Origin of the sequence: Photobacterium rosenbergii, from assembly GCF_033022775.1 — a bacterium.
GTDB classification, from domain to species: domain Bacteria; phylum Pseudomonadota; class Gammaproteobacteria; order Enterobacterales; family Vibrionaceae; genus Photobacterium; species Photobacterium rosenbergii_A.
This window is the reverse complement of the sequence record NZ_JAWJZI010000003.1, coordinates 637,893-654,747: the sequence shown is the minus strand read 5'-3', so window position 1 is coordinate 654,747 and position 16,855 is coordinate 637,893. Positions and strand designations below refer to the sequence as shown.

Annotated in this window: 9 protein-coding genes, 2 tRNA genes and 1 riboswitch; of the genes, 9 read left to right on the top strand and 2 right to left on the bottom strand. The window is 49.1% G+C overall.

Going from position 1 to position 16,855, the window contains the following annotated elements; translation table 11 throughout:
• Positions 1-423 precede the first annotated feature (423 nt).
• Together R2X38_RS10800 and R2X38_RS10795 are read left to right on the top strand one after the other, a co-directional pair.
• The gene (locus R2X38_RS10800; RefSeq protein ID WP_107299151.1) at positions 424-873 is read left to right on the top strand and encodes an L-alanine exporter AlaE; all 450 of its coding nucleotides are present in this window, start codon (positions 424-426) and stop codon (positions 871-873) included.
• Between the two features lie 607 nt (positions 874-1,480).
• The gene (locus R2X38_RS10795; protein WP_107299152.1) at positions 1,481-1,762 is read left to right on the top strand and encodes a hypothetical protein; all 282 of its coding nucleotides are present in this window, start codon (positions 1,481-1,483) and stop codon (positions 1,760-1,762) included.
• 54 nt (positions 1,763-1,816) lie between these two features.
• Here R2X38_RS10795 and mscM read toward each other — a convergent pair whose 3' ends face one another.
• Positions 1,817-5,113, bottom strand: coding sequence for a miniconductance mechanosensitive channel MscM (mscM, locus tag R2X38_RS10790; RefSeq protein WP_317522218.1), 3,297 nt, complete (start codon positions 5,111-5,113; stop codon positions 1,817-1,819).
• Positions 5,114-5,375: 262 nt separating this feature from the next.
• Here mscM and R2X38_RS10785 point away from each other — a divergent pair.
• Positions 5,376-5,463: transfer RNA gene (locus R2X38_RS10785), tRNA-Ser, on the top strand.
• Positions 5,464-5,487: 24 nt separating this feature from the next.
• Positions 5,488-5,578 (top strand) — tRNA-Ser (locus R2X38_RS10780).
• 121 nt (positions 5,579-5,699) lie between these two features.
• On the opposite strand, the gene R2X38_RS10775 is transcribed toward R2X38_RS10780, so the two are convergent.
• A complete protein-coding gene (locus tag R2X38_RS10775) occupies positions 5,700-8,489 on the bottom strand; it encodes a molybdopterin-dependent oxidoreductase (RefSeq protein ID WP_317522217.1) in 2,790 nt (929 codons plus the stop codon).
• Positions 8,490-8,891: 402 nt separating this feature from the next.
• Here R2X38_RS10775 and cobA point away from each other — a divergent pair, with 402 nt between their 5' ends.
• The 5 genes from cobA (at position 8,892) to R2X38_RS10750 (ending at position 16,451) form a co-directional block, all read left to right on the top strand.
• Positions 8,892-9,749: a uroporphyrinogen-III C-methyltransferase gene (cobA, locus tag R2X38_RS10770; protein ID WP_317522216.1), complete on the top strand. Its 858-nt coding sequence runs from the start codon at positions 8,892-8,894 to the stop codon at positions 9,747-9,749.
• Positions 9,750-9,812: 63 nt separating this feature from the next.
• Complete coding sequence (nirB, locus tag R2X38_RS10765) at positions 9,813-12,422, top strand: nitrite reductase large subunit NirB (protein ID WP_317522215.1); 2,610 nt, start codon at positions 9,813-9,815, stop codon at positions 12,420-12,422.
• A gap of 14 nt (positions 12,423-12,436) precedes the next feature.
• Positions 12,437-12,775, top strand: coding sequence for a nitrite reductase small subunit NirD (gene nirD, locus R2X38_RS10760; RefSeq protein ID WP_317522214.1), 339 nt, complete (start codon positions 12,437-12,439; stop codon positions 12,773-12,775).
• A gap of 293 nt (positions 12,776-13,068) precedes the next feature.
• Positions 13,069-14,544, top strand: a complete 1,476-nt coding sequence (locus R2X38_RS10755) for a NarK family nitrate/nitrite MFS transporter (protein ID WP_317522213.1) — start codon at positions 13,069-13,071, stop codon at positions 14,542-14,544.
• 104 nt (positions 14,545-14,648) lie between these two features.
• Positions 14,649-16,451, top strand: coding sequence for a protein kinase domain-containing protein (locus R2X38_RS10750; protein ID WP_317522212.1), 1,803 nt, complete (start codon positions 14,649-14,651; stop codon positions 16,449-16,451).
• A gap of 226 nt (positions 16,452-16,677) precedes the next feature.
• Positions 16,678-16,794: riboswitch (cyclic di-GMP riboswitch) on the top strand.
• Positions 16,795-16,855: the final 61 nt, after the last annotated feature.

The window sequence follows — 16,855 nt, the reverse complement described above, 5'->3', positions numbered from 1 at the left end:
TCATTAAAATCATTTAAAAACAATATCTTATGATCTGTTTGTGAATGCTGTAGGGATCTGTGTGATGATATTGGCAATACTGTTGCTGAGTGCTCTTTCTGCCCCATCTTCTCTTTAACGCTTAAAACTCATACCTAATTTGTGCAATTGGCGAGTTGTTGGCTCAGTAAAGTGGTGATTTTGAGCGTTAGCGGAATGATATTTACTCTTTGTAGCACGGGGTTGGTGCCAACGTAGCGGATAATGCCAAATACTGAACTGAAAGTAGTTGTAAACTTACAAACAAACTGGATCTTTGGTGGGTAATTCTACCAATTCTCTGTTTTAATACGCGCATTGACTGGTTTTGTGTTCCTATTCCAGCTCATCCAACTATCTAGTTCTAATTTATTGGTCTTATTCACTATATTTTGAGGTTTGGTTATGTCTGTTAAAGGGCCATTTAACGTAAGAAGTGCTGCTGCTGATACTTTTGCAATGGTAATTTTTAGTTTTATTACAGGCATGATGATAGAAGTGTTTATATCGGGTATGACATTTGAGCAGTCACTCGCATCAAGAACTCTGTCTATTCCGGTTAATATTGCGATTGCTTGGCCGTATGGTGTTTTCCGCGACATGATGATCCGCCAAGGTATGAAGTTGTCAGCGACCGGTTGGATGAAAGGCGTATCTGATATGCTGGCTTATGTATTGTTCCAGTCACCGGTGTATGCGTGTATCTTGCTAGTTGTCGGTGCTGATTTTGATCAGATCATTACTGCGGTAACAAGTAACGCTTTTGTCTCGGGTGCCTTGGGTGTGGTTTATGGCCAGTTCCTAGAAATGTGTCGTCGTATGTTCCGCGTACCTGGATATTACCAGCAAGCGTAAAAAGACACGTTTCCGCGAAGCCAACTAAAAATCTAATTCTATAGCCCCAAAGGTTTTTGCCTTTGGGGCTTTTTTCTATTTATACCCGTTTGCTGTTCTTTTTTGCGCGACAACGGCCTTTCCTCATGTCTGGATATCCCCAAGACACTTCACTAAGCATCAAGCTTTTTGTGTTTATTTGCATTTATCCGCTTCTAAATTGCACGAAAATGCTCGGATAAGCTTTGAACAAGCTGTTTCTGTTTGTAAGAACATATCTCAGGTTGTGATGGTTGAGAAAGGTTGTGAGATTGATATATATCAAAGAAAAGATCAGTCACCAGCTGGGTTGTTAAGCTGTTGTTTCTTTGCTTATCGGTTGGGTTGTTTTTTACCCCTTAAAATCAAATACTTAAATTTGTAGTATTACGCGGTGTTAATGTAATGTTTTGTTTTCATGGTTGGGATCTTTGATTTCAAAAATGGTTTTTAGCAGTTGGGAATGGCCAGTTCAGGTTAAATTCAGTTACAGCCATAGGGATATTGTTCATGATTTTATTGGCATAGTTACCTCAGTCAGTCCTACAAGCAAAAGCTAATACATAAAATAAATGAACGGGGAAGTGAAATGATTGAGGTACATTGGTCGCTAGCAGCAATGTTAGGCGTGAGTCAGTTTGTCCTGTGGGTGAAAATTGGGCTTTTCGGTCGCTTCTTCTCTTGGGTAGACCGCTGTTGCCAAGGTGTTGCCAAAAATATGTTCCGCGTTCTGTACGTAAGAATGCGCCCAACCAGCAAAGCAACAATGCAGCCAACAGAGCTGCCATACATCCTCCGAGGCAAGCCCGCCTCGATGCATCTGGGAAGCTATATCCAAATGCAGAATGAGCGAGCAGCAAGAAAGAATTAAAAAAAGCCCCGAAAGGGGCTTTTATATAACTAACTGATAGGTGGCTGCTTCGGCTTAAATTTTCGCTGTCCGGCGGCGCTTCATCTGGATTTCCAGCTGTGGGTTGGCAATCTGGATGCCGTGGTGATTGAACTTGTGCTTGATACGGTTGTGTAGGTCGTGGGTCAAGCTCAGGCGGTGGGCTGTTTCTGCCGCATAGGCCCTGACCTCGAAGTTCTGGCTGTCGGCTGTCAGGGTCAGGAAAAACACTTCCGGGGCTGGGTTATCCAGTACCAGCTCGCATTCTTCGGCCGCTTCGAACAATAGTTTGGTGACCAAATCGGTATTGGCCGAGTAATTTACGCTGATCGATAAGGTGACACGGGTGATTGGGTCCGATAGCGACCAGTTAATGAACTGCTCGGTTACGAAGGCCTTGTTCGGTACGATCACCTCTTTCCGGTCGAAGTCGACGATGGTTGTCGCACGGGTATTGATTTTTGCGATCACCCCGGTCAAGTTGCGGATGGTCACCGTATCCCCGATCCGTATCGGCCTCTCGAACAAAATGATCAGGCCAGAGATAAAGTTGGCAAAGATCTCCTGGAGGCCGAACCCCAGGCCGACACCCAGTGCCGCAACCAGCCATTGCATTTTCGACCAATCAAAGCCCACCAGGCTCGAACCAATCAAGATCCCCATGATGATGGCGATATAACGTGTCAGCGAGGTGATGGCATAGCCTGTCCCCGGAGACAGATCGAGGTGCTGGAGGATCAACAGTTCCATCGCACCGGGCAAGTCGCGGGCAAAAATTCCCGTAAGCCAGAAAGCCAACACCCCCAGTAATACGCTGCTAACCGATATCGAGCTGAGCTCGTCGATACCATCAATGGTATTGGTGACATCCCACAAGGTGAGGTCGCCCAGATAGGAGATGGCCTGATAGAAATCGGCCCATACCGTCGAGAGGAAAGCCAGGTAAATCAGCAACAGCAAGGTGCGCAGTAAGCGCAGCGACTGGGCGCTGATTTTATCCAGATCGACTTCCGGCTCTTCAATCTCGATTTGCATTTCATTGCTGCCATGGTGCTCATCTCTATCTTCCTCCATCTCGGCGATACGCTGGGCGATGATTTCCTGACGTTTGGCCTTGGCACGCTCGAATGCCAGGCGACGTTTCTGGATCAGCATCAAGCGCTTGACGAGATAGTAGATCAAGATAGTGACCACCCCGAGAGCGGCAGAATACTCGAGCTTGTGCATCACATCTTGTGAAGAGGAGAGGTAGCCATTGAGGGCGGTGTAGTTGAGCCCTTGCGGGATCAAAATAAGCGTCCACCAAAATAGGTGATGACCGATATGGGCTTTGCCTTCGGGGAGGTCCCCATAGGTCATTGGTAATTTCTCTTGACACATCCGCCACAAGAAATAGCTAATGGAGATATTGCTGATGATAAAGGCTAGCCGGCCCAGGGTCGCATTGACATCAATATCGCTGTAGAGATGGGCAAACTGCTGGATCACCATCATCGGCAGGTAAACCCACAGCAGGCGCTTGTAATGGACAAAGCACCGGTCAATGAGATCTTCTTCCCACCCGAAATGACCGACCAGCAAGCCGTTTGGGCGGACCAGTTCACGCATGAAGCAGAACATGACAAGGGCCATCGGCACGGTGAGCGCCTGCCCTAGGTGGTGGACAAACGGGTACTGCCAGCCACTGGAAAAGATCTGCCCTACCAGACCAACAATGATCGGGACTGGCCATGCTATCAAAAAAGAGAAAAAGACATTGCTGTAGCTGTAGCGAAACTTATCTTGGGTCACTTTACCGATTTTCTTGCGGGTATCGGCAAGAAAGCGCTTCCAGTGCTTGCGGCACCAACTGAGGCCAAGGATCAGAACGGCAATGATGGTTAGGGCGAATACCAGTTTGAGCTTGTCCGCGGTGGCGGGGAATTTGACAAAGCCAACCCATTGGTAGGGGGAGAAGAACCATTTGAGCTTTTCCCAGGTGGCAACGACGGTTCTGGCACTCACCTGATTGGTATCCGGTGCCCAGAACAGTTGTTTGTTCGCCGAGGTTTGCAACTCGTTGAGGTTGCTATTGAGCTGTTCGTAGGACACCTTGAGCGTTGCCTGCTGGTAGATCAGGGTATCGGTCTGGTTGATGAGCTTTTCAAGCAGGATTTGGTTGGCCTCGATGAGCGCCGTTTCCTGCAGCAACTGCTCTTCGGTCAGACCGTCTGTATCCGGAGCAGAAGCTTTATTACGCAGTGAATCTGCCAGCTGCTGGTATTCATACTTTTTTATCTGGTTCTGGGCAATGTCCTTGTCGAGCTGCTCGATAGGCGGATTGGCTGGCAAGCGACTGATTCGGGTGCGGAGGTTTTCACTGAACGCCGGGCTGAGTTTGAGCCACTCTGCCATGGTTTCTAGATCATCTGCAGTGCTTTCGACATCGCCGATTTGCTTGCGGGTTTCGGCCAGGCTCTGTTGTATCTGCTCGCTTTGCGAAGCAGTGGCCTCTAATGCTGCAATATAGCGTTTGTTGTTGATGGTCAGTTGGCGGAGGGCGTCAGGCTGCCCGTCGAGATCCAGATCGAACTGGTCACTTTGCTCGGAGGATAAATCGGTATCAAGACGCTGCTGACGAGATAGCTCCCGCTGCAAGTTATTACGGTATGCCTGTCTTGCATCTATTTGAAGGTTTTGCAGCTGGATACGCTGTTTGACCAGCGTGCGGCGGTTACCGGCACTGAGCTGCTCTGCCTCGAGCATATATAGCTCGCTGACGTAGTACTGGTGGGAGATTTGATGAACGAGCTGCTGGTTTTTAGCATCGGGCTGGCTCTCGATTTGCCGCAGTGCTTGCTCTTCTTGTTTGATTAAGTCACGCAGTTGGGTTGAGCGAACAGAGAACTCATCGATCCCTTTCTCAATCGAACCCAGCTCGTCCTTGCTGTTGTTGCGGCTTTGTTCCAGCTGCTTGATCTGAATATCCTGCGCTTTGATGGTATCGCTCAGCTCTTGCTGGGACATATTGCTGAAGTTTGGGAACTTGGTGGTTGCAAAGTTATCAACTTGCTGGCGGAGTTTGTCAGTGAGCTCGGGAAACTCTTCAATCAATTGGCGGTAACTCTGGGTCTTGTCATCAAAAGCGATAGCTTTTTCGATCATCGCCTTGGCGTTTTGCAGGGTATCTAGCTCTTTGACGGTTTCAGGTGTGTTTTCTTGTGCCGTGAGTTGCTGGATCTGCTCATCCAGGGTTTGGTTCCAGACATCATAATGCCCCTCGAACGCATGGCTGACGGAGGATAGAAGGCTGAGCACGAGAAAGGTGAAAGCGGAAAATAGCCGGAAGATCATAACACTCCAAAATGCAAGACACTCAAGTGCCAATGAGCTCGTTAGGTAAAATTGGCCTGAGAGATAATAGATTGATAATACGTGTTAAATTGTAGTGTATAACATAGCTGATAGATATCTGGATGAGTGTTTTGCTGGACATTGGAACAATTTGATCTAATCCTCACCAGTCGGCAAAAGAATTCGGTAAAACACTTGACCCTGATACGCTAAGTGATTACATTATCCGCCGTTGAGACGCAAGGCGTCAAAACGACAATGTGGTGAGGTGTCCGAGTGGCTGAAGGAGCACGCCTGGAAAGTGTGTATACGGCAACGTATCGAGGGTTCGAATCCCTCCCTCACCGCCATCATCCTTTGCGGTGATACAATTCGGAGAGATGGCTGAGTGGTTGAAAGCACCGGTCTTGAAAACCGGCATACGTTAATAGCGTATCTAGGGTTCAAATCCCTATCTCTCCGCCACATTCGAAGGGCCAGCAGTATTGCTGGCCCTTTTTGCGTTTTGAGCTAGGAAGAGCAGATCCTAGAACCTAGTTACTAGAAGGTTCTAGGACTAGGAACTCGCATCCAGGATCTAGGATCTCTACACCTGCTTAACCTGGATCTCATCCAACATCAACTGCAGTTCGGGCACACAACTTCCGCAGCCAGTACCTGCTTGCGTAGCATCGCTGATGTCTTTCACTGAGTTGCAAGACTGAGTACAAATCGCTTTTTCTATGGTCTTCACGCCGACCTGCTTGCACGCACAGATGAGTCTGCCATTTTGGTGCTCTGGCGGGGTTTTACCGGTGAACAAGGCCTGCACCAGCGGGTCCGATAGTGGTCTGCCGATTAGGGTATACAAATAGTCATAATCCCTATCATTGCTGCTGTCTGACTTACTGTCTGTGTCGATGCTGCCTTGCAATTTGTCGCTGACGACAAAGGCAATGTCAATCAGGCCGCCTTTAAACATCGCAAAGCGGCATTCATTTTCAGTTTCAACCTTAATGCGTTGTTGGCCCTTGGTTTGGTCTTCTACAAGGCCGTTTGTTTCATTTTCGGCAAGGCAATTAGCCAGCCATTCACGCAGTTGTTTTAGAGATTGTTGGGATGTTATCCGCAATAGGTAGCCATTGTGGGTACGCTGGCATGTCCAATGCTCTTGGTCACTGAGTAAGCTAGCAATGTCTTTTCTTGTGCAAATCAACAAGGCTTCGCTGGCATGTGAAACTGGCTTGATATTGACCGGAGTTGCCTTGAACTCAGGCTGTCCGGATAGAGGATCACGGCTCCCGGCAATCAAAGTATCAACCTTACCCATGCTGGTGGTGCAATCATTCCAGTGAAACGGGGCAAACACTTGGCCTTGGCGGCACTCTTTGCTGATGTGCGCCCGCAGCAGGAGAGTGCCGAGTTCGCTGGAAACGGTTACCAAGCCTTTATCTTTGACAGCAAATTGATCGGCATCTTGCGCCGACAGGGCAAGGTAGGGCTCACTGATATGCTCGCTGAGCCGCGCAGAGAGCCCGGTGCGAGTCATAGTGTGCCAATGATCGCGTACCCGCCCGGTATTGAGCAGCAATGGATACTGGGGAGATAGTGTTGAGGCGGTTGGTCGATAGTCTGTCGCAATAAACTGTGCTTTACCCGAAGGCGTGGCAAACTCACCGTTGGCAAACAGACGGGCTGTGGGCTGATTGTGCTCAATCACCGGCCATTGCTGAGGTGTCATGTGGTGATACTGCCTGGTATTGAGGTGGGCAAGCCCTGATAGGTTAAGTGGCCGGGCTGGTGCGGTCATATCACTGAGAGATGTATTCCCTTCTTGGCAAAGAGTGGTCATTTGGGCATATTCACGGAAAATATCAGCCTCGTTGCGGTAATCAAAGGCATCACCAAAGCCCATCTTCTTGGCGACCTCGCTGATGATCCACCAGTCGGGTTTAGCCTCTCCCGGTGAGGGGAGCAGGCGTCGCTGGCGTGAAACCCGTCGCTCTGAGTTGGTGACTGTACCTGACTTTTCGCTCCAACCTTGCGCCGGCAATACGACATCAGCGTGGCGCAGCGTATCAGTATCTGCCATACAATCGGATACCACCACATAGGGGCAGTTGGCCAAAATGGAGTTGATACGTTTACTCTCGGGCAAACTGACCGCAGGGTTAGTTGCCATGATCCAAATAGCCTTAATTTTCCCACTCTCGATGGCATTGAACATATCGATGGCTTTGAGGCCCGGTGCGGTGGCAAGGTTGCCTGTATGCCAGAAATCGCTGATTTGCCGGATGTGGTCAGGGTTATCGAAATCCATATGGGCGGCAAGCATATTGGCCAACCCACCGACTTCCCGCCCTCCCATGGCATTGGGCTGCCCGGTAACCGAGAACGGCGTACTGCCGGGTTTGCCGACTCTGCCTGTTGCCAAATGGCAGTTGAGGATGCTGTTGACCTTGTTGGTGCCTGATGTTGACTGGTTGACGCCCTGTGAGTATACGGTGACGGTTTTTTCAGTAGCGGCAAAGAGTTGGTAAAAGGCGAGGATTTGCGCTCTCTCAAGTCCGGTTACCGCTTGCACTGACTCAATATCACCAAAACGGAATGCCGATGCCAAGGCGAGCTCCAATCCTTCGGTCGCCGATTCGATATAGTCGTGATCAACGGCGTTGTTTTCACTCAAAAAGGCGAGCAAGCCATTGAACAGGGCGATGTCACTGCCCGGTTGAAGTGGAAGGTGCAAGTCGGCAATGTCACAGGTGGCTGTGCGGCGGGGGTCGATGACGATGATCTTGCAATTGTTCTTTACCTTGGCCTCTCTAATGCGCTGGAACAGCACGGGATGACACCAAGCTAAATTCGAGCCGGTCAAGATGATCAACTCAGCCAGTTCGAGATCGTCATAGCATCCCGGTACGATGTCGGCGCCGAATGCCCGTTTGTGCCCGGCAACACTTGATGACATGCACAGTCGAGAATTGGTATCGATATTGGCGCTACCGATAAAGCCTTTCATTAGCTTGTTGGCGACATAGTAATCCTCGGTCAGTAACTGCCCCGATACGTAGAAGGCCACAGCGTCTTTACCGTGTTGTTCGATTACATTGTTGAAGTTGCTTGCAACATCGTCTATTGCGTCTTCCCAGCAAACAGTTTCAAGTTTGGATTGGTGTTTACGCTGCTGTTTGATTTTCGGTGTTAGCAATCGCCCTTCGATGCCTACCGTTTCCCCTAGTGCCAGTCCCTTTGAGCATAGCCTGCCAAAATTGGCAGGGTGCGCTTTATCCCCACGGACTTCCAATGTTCCGAGGCTATTTACCTTGGCTTCAATGCCACAACCCACTCCGCAGTAGGCACAGGTTGATTTTATCCAAGTACTGTCTTTTGGGCTCACCTGTTGTTCTCCTTGGCGTTGAAATCTCTTATCTGGTGATTGAGCAATAACTAGGCCAGCTTTCTAAGTGCTTTTTTTACACGTTACTTTGAATCAAAAGGCTTAAATCTTGCGCTTTTCTGGTGCTTTGTTCTTCATGTAACCCTAAAGTGGTAGTTGTGGTTATATGAAATGCTGTTTGGCTAACTATTTTGGTGCAGGTTTGGGCTTTTTCTGCACGGCAGCTGGGCATCCGATGGAAACATGTAGGGATCTGCTTCATCTGCTTATTTCCTGAAGGCTGTTTTTTGTTGATATATAACAGTGGCTTATGTGTTTTTCAGGTGGCGAAAAGCACAGGCTGGCATCGTCTTTGCTCTAACCTGATGAGAGATTTCAAGGATATGAACGAGTAGGAGATGTATGCCAACGATAAGAGAACGGACAGGCGACAACCCGCCAAGGCGCTATCTTAGCAGTGCCAATAGGCCATCTGGGTGCAAGGTTGGAAAGGTCGAGTTGGTCGGCGCTGGCCCTGGCGATCCTATGTTGCTGACCCTAAAAGCGATGGAAAGCATAGAGCAGGCAGATGTGATTGTTTATGACCGACTGGTGAGCAAGGAGATACGGGCTCGTTTTCCGGCGACAACGACGGCCTTGTACGTTGGAAAGGCCAAGGGGGAACACAGTGCCAGCCAACAAACGATTAACGAGCTGCTGGTGGAGCTGGCTTGGCAGGGAAAAACAGTATGCCGATTAAAAGGGGGCGATGCCTTTATCTTCGGCCGGGGCAGTGAAGAGATGTTGGAACTTAAAGCAGCAGGCGTGCCTGTCGAGGTGGTGCCGGGTATTACGGCGGCAGCTGGGTGTACCAGTTATGCCGGGATCCCCTTAACACACAGGGGTTACTCGCAAGGCTGTACCTTTGTGACCGGGCATGCAGAGCAGTCACTTGATCTCAATTGGCAAGCGCTGGCACAGCTTGAACACACCTTGGTGTTTTATATGGGTGCCACTAAGTCGGGCATGATCCGCGACAAGCTGCTGTCCGGCGGAGCGGCTCCTACAACACCGGTAGCCTTGGTTGAGAAAGGGTGTTGCCCGGATCAACGTACAGTCACAGGACAGTTGCAGCATTTGCCTGAGCTGGTGGAGAGGCACAGGGTGGTCTCGACGGCATTGATTGTGGTCGGTGAGGTCGTTGCCCTGTCGGAGCAACTGCAATGGGTCAGTCAGGTTGCCGAACTACAGCAACAGAAACCGCTCCAGCTTTCAGCATAAGAGCAATTGACTTGTGAGTAAGAGAAATCAGTAGTGAAGTCATCCGCTCAGGGGAGAGCAGTAATGGATAAGAAAAGAATTATAGTGGTCGGCAACGGTATGGTCGGGCACAAGTTTATTGAAGATGTGCAGGCTCAGGATAAACAGGCACAGTTTAGTCTCCTGACTTTTTCCGAAGAGCCGAGATTAGCCTATGACCGAGTACAGCTAAGTAGCTATTTTAGTGGGAAAAGCGCACAGGATTTGGCTTTGGCCAACGAGGCCGAGTATCAAGATAACGGGGTCGAGTACCTGCTTAACGAGCAGGTCAGCGAGATAGATCTGAATAATAAGTTGATAGTGACTCAGAGTGGCCGGACTGAGGAATATGACAAACTGGTGCTGGCAACCGGATCATATCCTTTTGTCCCGCCGATCCCGGGCAATGACCAACCGCACTGCCATGTGTATAGGACAATCGAAGATCTAGATGCAATTGCCGAGTCAGGCACACAGAGCCAGGTGGGCGTAGTGGTCGGGGGCGGTTTGCTTGGCCTAGAAGCAGCCAATGCCCTCAAGCAGTTGGGGATCGATACCCATGTGGTGGAGTTTGCCCCTCGCCTGATGGCGGTTCAGCTCGACCAAGGCGGTGGCGATTTGCTGGCACGCCAGATCTCGTCTTTGGGGGTGTCGGTCCATACAGAGAAGGCCACGACCGAGATTGTTGCAGGGGAGTCCTGCCGCTATCGAATGAACTTTGCTGATGGTTCGTATCTGGAAACCGATATGATCGTGCTTTCGGCAGGGATCCGGCCGCAGGATACCCTAGCCCGCCAGTGTGGGCTTGAGGTGGGAGAGCGTGGCGGAATTGTCATTGATGATCATTGCCAGACCAGCGCCGAGGATGTTTATGCTATTGGCGAGTGTGCCTTGTGGCAGCAGCGGATTTTCGGTTTGGTCGCGCCCGGCTATCAGATGGCAAAAGTGCTGGCGGGGCATCTCTGCCAGCCGGAATCTGGCTTGTCTTTTGTCGGAGCGGATATGAGTACCAAGCTCAAACTGCTGGGCGTGGATGTGGCCAGCATCGGCGATGTGAGTGGGTCGACACCGGGGGCTTTGTCTTATACCTACAGCGACGATTTGGAGCAGGTCTACAAGCGGCTCATCCTATCCCCGGAAGGTGACAAGATATTGGGTGCAGTGCTGGTAGGCGATGTCAGTAACTACCAGTCACTGCTGCAACTCAAGCTCAATGACATGCCGTTGCCCGAGAACCCGGCGGTATTGATCCTGCCCCAGTTAGAAGGGGAAGGCACTTCTTCAGGTTTGGGGGTAGAAGCCTTACCTGATTCTGCTTCAATCTGTTCTTGTTATGACGTGACAAAAGGCCAGATCAAGCAAGCGGTGGCTAATGGCAGTAGCTCGATGGCAGACCTCAAGGTCGCAACGAAAGCATCGACTGGCTGTGGGGGCTGTTCAGCACTGGCCAAGCAGGTGATGGATGCAGAATTGGCCGCGATGGGAGTAGAGATCAGCAACCATATTTGTGAGCACTTTGCCTATTCCCGCCAGGAGCTGGCTGATTTGGTGCGGGTGAAGAAGATCACCACGTTTGATGCCCTGCTCAAAGAATATGGCAGCGGCCTTGGCTGTGATATCTGTAAGCCTGCCGTGGGCTCGATGCTGGCATCTTACTGGAATGACTATGTACTGGCAGAGCCACACCTCGAGCTACAAGATACCAATGATATTTTCCTCGGCAACATGCAAAAAGACGGTACTTACTCCGTCGTACCGCGTATCCCGGGCGGAGAGATCACCCCGGACAAACTGATCGTGCTGGGCGAGGTCGCTAAGCAGTTTGATCTCTACACCAAGATCACTGGTGGCCAGCGGGTCGATTTGTTCGGTGCCCAACTGCATGAACTACCTGAGATCTGGCGGATTTTAGTCGATGCTGGATTTGAGACCGGCCATGCTTACGGCAAGTCGGTTCGAACGGTGAAGTCTTGTGTTGGGAGTACCTGGTGCCGGTATGGGGTAGATGACAGCGTCGGTTTTGCCATCGATCTCGAGCACCGTTACAAAGGCTTGCGGGCACCGCATAAACTTAAGTTTGCTGTTTCGGGCTGTACCCGAGAGTGTGCCGAGGCTCAGTCCAAAGATATCGGTGTTATTGCGACTGAAAATGGTTGGAATCTCTATGTGTGTGGTAACGGTGGCATGCGCCCACGCCATGCAGATTTGCTGGCCAGCGATCTGGATGCAGATACATTAGTCCACTATGTCGATCGCTTTCTGATGTTCTATATTCGCACGGCTGACAGGCTGCAGCGCACATCGGTGTGGGTGGAGAACCTCGAAGGTGGTTTGGAGTACCTGAAGAAAGTGGTGATTGACGATCACTTAGGCCTTGGTGAAGAGCTAGAGCAGGAGATGGCACGCACCTTGGGTCAATATCAATGTGAGTGGAAAACAACCCTTGAGTCACCTGAGAAACTTCAGCGCTTTAGGCATTTTATCAACAGCGAGCAGCAAGATAGCCAACTGGCCTATGTCACCGAGCGCGGGCAGCGCCGGCCGATGACCAAGGAAGAAAAGGCCCAGGAACAAACAAAGGCCACCTTGGCAGCTGGAATGTCATCCCGTGGATTCGTTGGTGAATCAATCAATGTTATTGATATTACTAAATAAAGAGTGAGGCTAGCATGGAGCAAAAACAAGCAGAGTGGTATACCGTTTGCCACCGCGATGCACTAATTAAAAACTCAGGCGTTTGTGTCCTTTGGGGCCATGAGCAAGTGGCTATTTTTTACTGCCACCGCTCAGATTCTCTTTATGCTGTTGAGAACTATGACCCGATCGGGGAGGCCAATGTAATGTCACGGGGGATCATAGGCTCGATAGGTGATGAAGTCGTTGTTGCCTCTCCCTTGTACAAACAACACTTTAACTTGCAAACAGGCCAATGCATCGAACTGCCAGACGTAAAATTGAAAACGTTCGCGGTACGATGCCAAGGTGAGGATGTGCAACTTAATTTATAGGATATTTAATGTTTTAATGAAAAAATCACAGCATGTGCTGTGATTTTTTATTTATATCATATAACTATTTATTTTTGATGGATAATAGTTGAATATAAATCAAGACAAAATTGTCTTTAAAATTGTCAATTGACTCAATATGGTGCTTAAGTTGAAGGGTTTGATTTGTTTTGGTGCTTTTGTTTGGTTTTTGGTGATTTTTAGGTTGTAACTTGTTGATAGTTAATGATTATAAAGTTGGCATAAACAATGCAATATTAATGATAAGTCAGTATAAAAAAGGAAACACCAAGATGTTAGAAACAGGCAAGTTCAATATCTTTTCATTTACGGGGAAAATGAAAATTCTCCACCTCAGCTGGTTTGCATTTTTCATTACCTTTTTTGTGTGGTTCAACTTTGCCCCACTCCTCCAATCGGTTAAAGCTTCGTTGGGATTAACGACTGCGGAGATAAAGACCTTATTGATCCTCAATGTCGCTTTTACCATACCTGCCCGGGTACTCATCGGTATGCTCACCGATAAATATGGGCCTAGGCTGGTTTATTCTGCGTTGTTAGCTGTTTGCTCCATCCCTTGTTTTGTCTTTGCTTTTGCCGACAGCTTCGTTCAGGCCGCCATTGCCCGTTTTGCCCTTGGCTTTATTGGTGCAGGCTTCGTGGTCGGGATCCGTCTAGTCTCCGAGTGGTTCCCGCACAATGAGCTGGGGACGGCAGAAGGGATTTATGGCGGCTGGGGTAATTTTGGCTCTGCGGCGGCCGCTTTTACCCTGCCAACGGTCGCTGTCATGTTTGGCGGTGAAGACGGCTGGCGTTATGCCATGGCCATTACCGGGGTGATGAGCCTGCTGTTTTCTTTCGTTTTTTATAAAAACGTAACCGACACACCCAAAGGCGCGACTTACTTCAAGCCCAAGCAACTGGGTGCAATGGAAGTGACATCGAAAGGGGACTTCTTCCTGCTACTGTTTATGAAGTTGCCGATGTATGGCGCTTTGGCCCTGTTGGCCTGGAAGCTGTCACCAACCGGGATCGGTATGCTCGGTGACGGTGCAGTGATGGCTATTTATGTCGTACTGGCGGTGATCTATTGCTATGAAGTTCTGCAGGTATGGCGTGTCAACAAAACCGTCTTTGAGAAGCCGGTGCCTGAAGTACATCAATACAAGTTCAAGCAGGTCGCGATTTTGAATGTCTTGTACTTCGCCACCTTTGGCTCGGAATTGGCTGTGGTCTCGATGTTGCCATTGTTCTTCTCGGAAACCTTTGAGCTAACCCCGGTAATGGCCGGTATGGTGGCGTCGGCCTATGCTTTTATGAACCTGATGTCCCGTCCGGGGGGCGGTTGGATTTCTGATAAGTTCGGCCGCAAGCCCACCTTATTGATTTTGACTGCAGGCTTGGCTGCTGGTTACTTCCTGATGGGGCAGGTGGATAGCAGTTGGCCAGTATGGCTTGCCGTGGTTGCTGCGATGGCCTGTTCGTTCTTCGTTCAGTCGGGTGAGGGCGCGGTATTTGCCACAGTACCGCTGATCAAGCGTCGGATGACAGGTCAGATCGCTGGGATGACCGGGGCCTACGGCAATGTCGGTGCAGTGTGTTACCTCACTATCTTGTCCGTGGTGGATTACAGCACCTTCTTCTACGTCATTGCGGCCACGGCGGTGATTGGTTTTATTACTTTGTTAATGATGGAAGAGCCAAATGGACAGATTGCCGAGGTCAATGAAGACGGTAGCATCATGATGATTGATGTGGCTAATCGTTAGGTGATTTCCGGCCTGTGAGGCAAAGCGAACAGCTAGCCAAGCAGGCCGATACATTGACTGCAACTGCAAGTCATTGTTGTCAGGAATAATAGGGTGAAGCGTGAATGAGCGAAACAATTCAGCCTGGATCAGCCTCTAACCAAATGTCTGTTAATCGAAAGCGTCTCCGGCAAGCGGCAAGCCTTGAACATGGCCTCGAACTTGCTATCGGGGGTTATTCGGTGGCGGGGTGCAAGCCAAGTAACCAAGATGCTTTTGCGGTTTACCAACCTGAGCGGCGTGAAGAACTGCTGCACAAAGGCGTGGTTGCTTGCTTGGCCGACGGGGTGAGTTGTAGCGCGCAAGCCCAGCAGGCGAGCCAAATTTGTGTCACCCAATTTATTGAAGAATACTACGCAACACCGAAAACTTGGGGGGTGAAGCAGTCGGCTGGAAAAGTGCTGCATGCCCTTAACCAATGGCTTTTTCACCAAGGCCGCCAGAGTGAACTTCAGCACAATGGGATGGTGACCACCTTCTGCGCGGTGATCATCAAATCCAATACAGCGTACATCATGCATGTCGGTGATACCCGTGCCTACCTTTATCGCAACCAGGCGTTAATTCAGCTCACCCAGGATCACCGCCGTCATCAATATGGCCAGCAATACTTTCTTACCCGCTCATTGGGGATGGACAGTCATATCGAGGTGGATTTCCAACAAATACGGCTGGAAAAAGGAGACCGCTTGTTACTGGCGACTGATGGTATTCACGAATGGCTGGATGATTCAAAGCTGCAGCAGGCGCTGTCTTCGAATGCGCTAGCCGACCCCCTGTCTGTAAAGTTGGTTGAAGAGGCGCTGGCAGCAGGGAGTCAGGATAATGCGTCGAGCTTACTGATTGATGTGCAAGCCCTGCCGACTTTGACCATGAATGAGTACATTGAGGAGCTGACAAAAAGAGTGATCCCGCCAGTGATGGAAGAAGGGAACCGAATCGACCAGTACCGAATATTACGAGTTTTGCACAGTGGCCCGCGCAGCCATATTTATCTGGCGGTGAGTGAATTTGATAATCAACGTTATGTGTTAAAGATGCCCTCACTCAACTTTGCGGAGGATTACCAGTACCTGCAGGCTTTTGTGCGCGAAGGCTGGGTCGGGGAGCAGATATCCCACCAGAGAATAATGAAAATCCACCCTTTTTCTCGCCACTCTCCTTTCCTGTACCATGTGTGCCAATGGGTAGAGGGTAAGTCATTGCGCCAATGGATGGACGACAATCCTAAACCGGATATAGAAAAAGTGCGTTTAATGGCAGAGGAGATAATTAAGTCAATTCGTGTGATGCAGCGCCATCGACTTATTCATCGTGATATTAAGCCGGAGAATTTAATTGTCGATCAATTTGACCAAATCGTCATTATTGATTTTGGTTCTGTTTATTCAGAGCATTTTGATGAAGTACAAACACCGATTACCGAAACGGTGCCTGTTGGTGATATTAAGTATTTATCTCCAGAGTGTTTGTTAGGCGGGAAAGTATCTATGAGGTCTGACATGTATTCAATATCTATCATTATTTACGAGATGCTGACAGGCCATTTTCCTTACCCGTTCCCCAATACCTTTAAACCAGCGCAGGCAAATAGCCAGTGGCCGGATTATATACCTTTGGATAATTATCGGAATGATTTGCCGGCATGGCTTGATGTGGTCATTCGTAAGGGATGTTTTGCACAGGCCAATCAACGCTATGAAGCCCTTTCGGAACTGAAGAATGATTTATTCCAGCCGTCCTCACAAGTATTAAAGCAGGCAGGTAAGCGCTCGTTGAAAAGCAAGAATCCGGTACAATTTTGGAAAATTATCTCATTATGCTTATTTTTTATCGTGATTGCTCAAGCTGCCATCATGGTAAGTTAGTATAACAATGGTGAATCACCATAAGAAAATTATTCGTGGTGCAAATAACCCTATAGGATTGATTATTTCATTATTGTCAAATTAATTTATTAATCTTAATGAATGATAATTAAATGAGATCGTCCTTCCATTGCCAGTAGCTACTTTTTGCTGATATTTAAAAAAACACTAAAAATATATCGGATCTCCTTCAATCTAAACTTTGAAGTGGCTCGTTTTTAATATCGTCAGCTAAAGGCTAATTATCCGAAAGGGTAGGGCGCAAAACTTCCGGCCTACGGAGCAATATTTTTTAAAGCACTGTCTCTTAAAACATTTGCTCTAGGGTAGCGGAGTTACCTGATAGGAATAAGCAAGATCAAAGCAGTGGCTTCTTCCCATTAGCTGGCTTCCCAAAATAATCA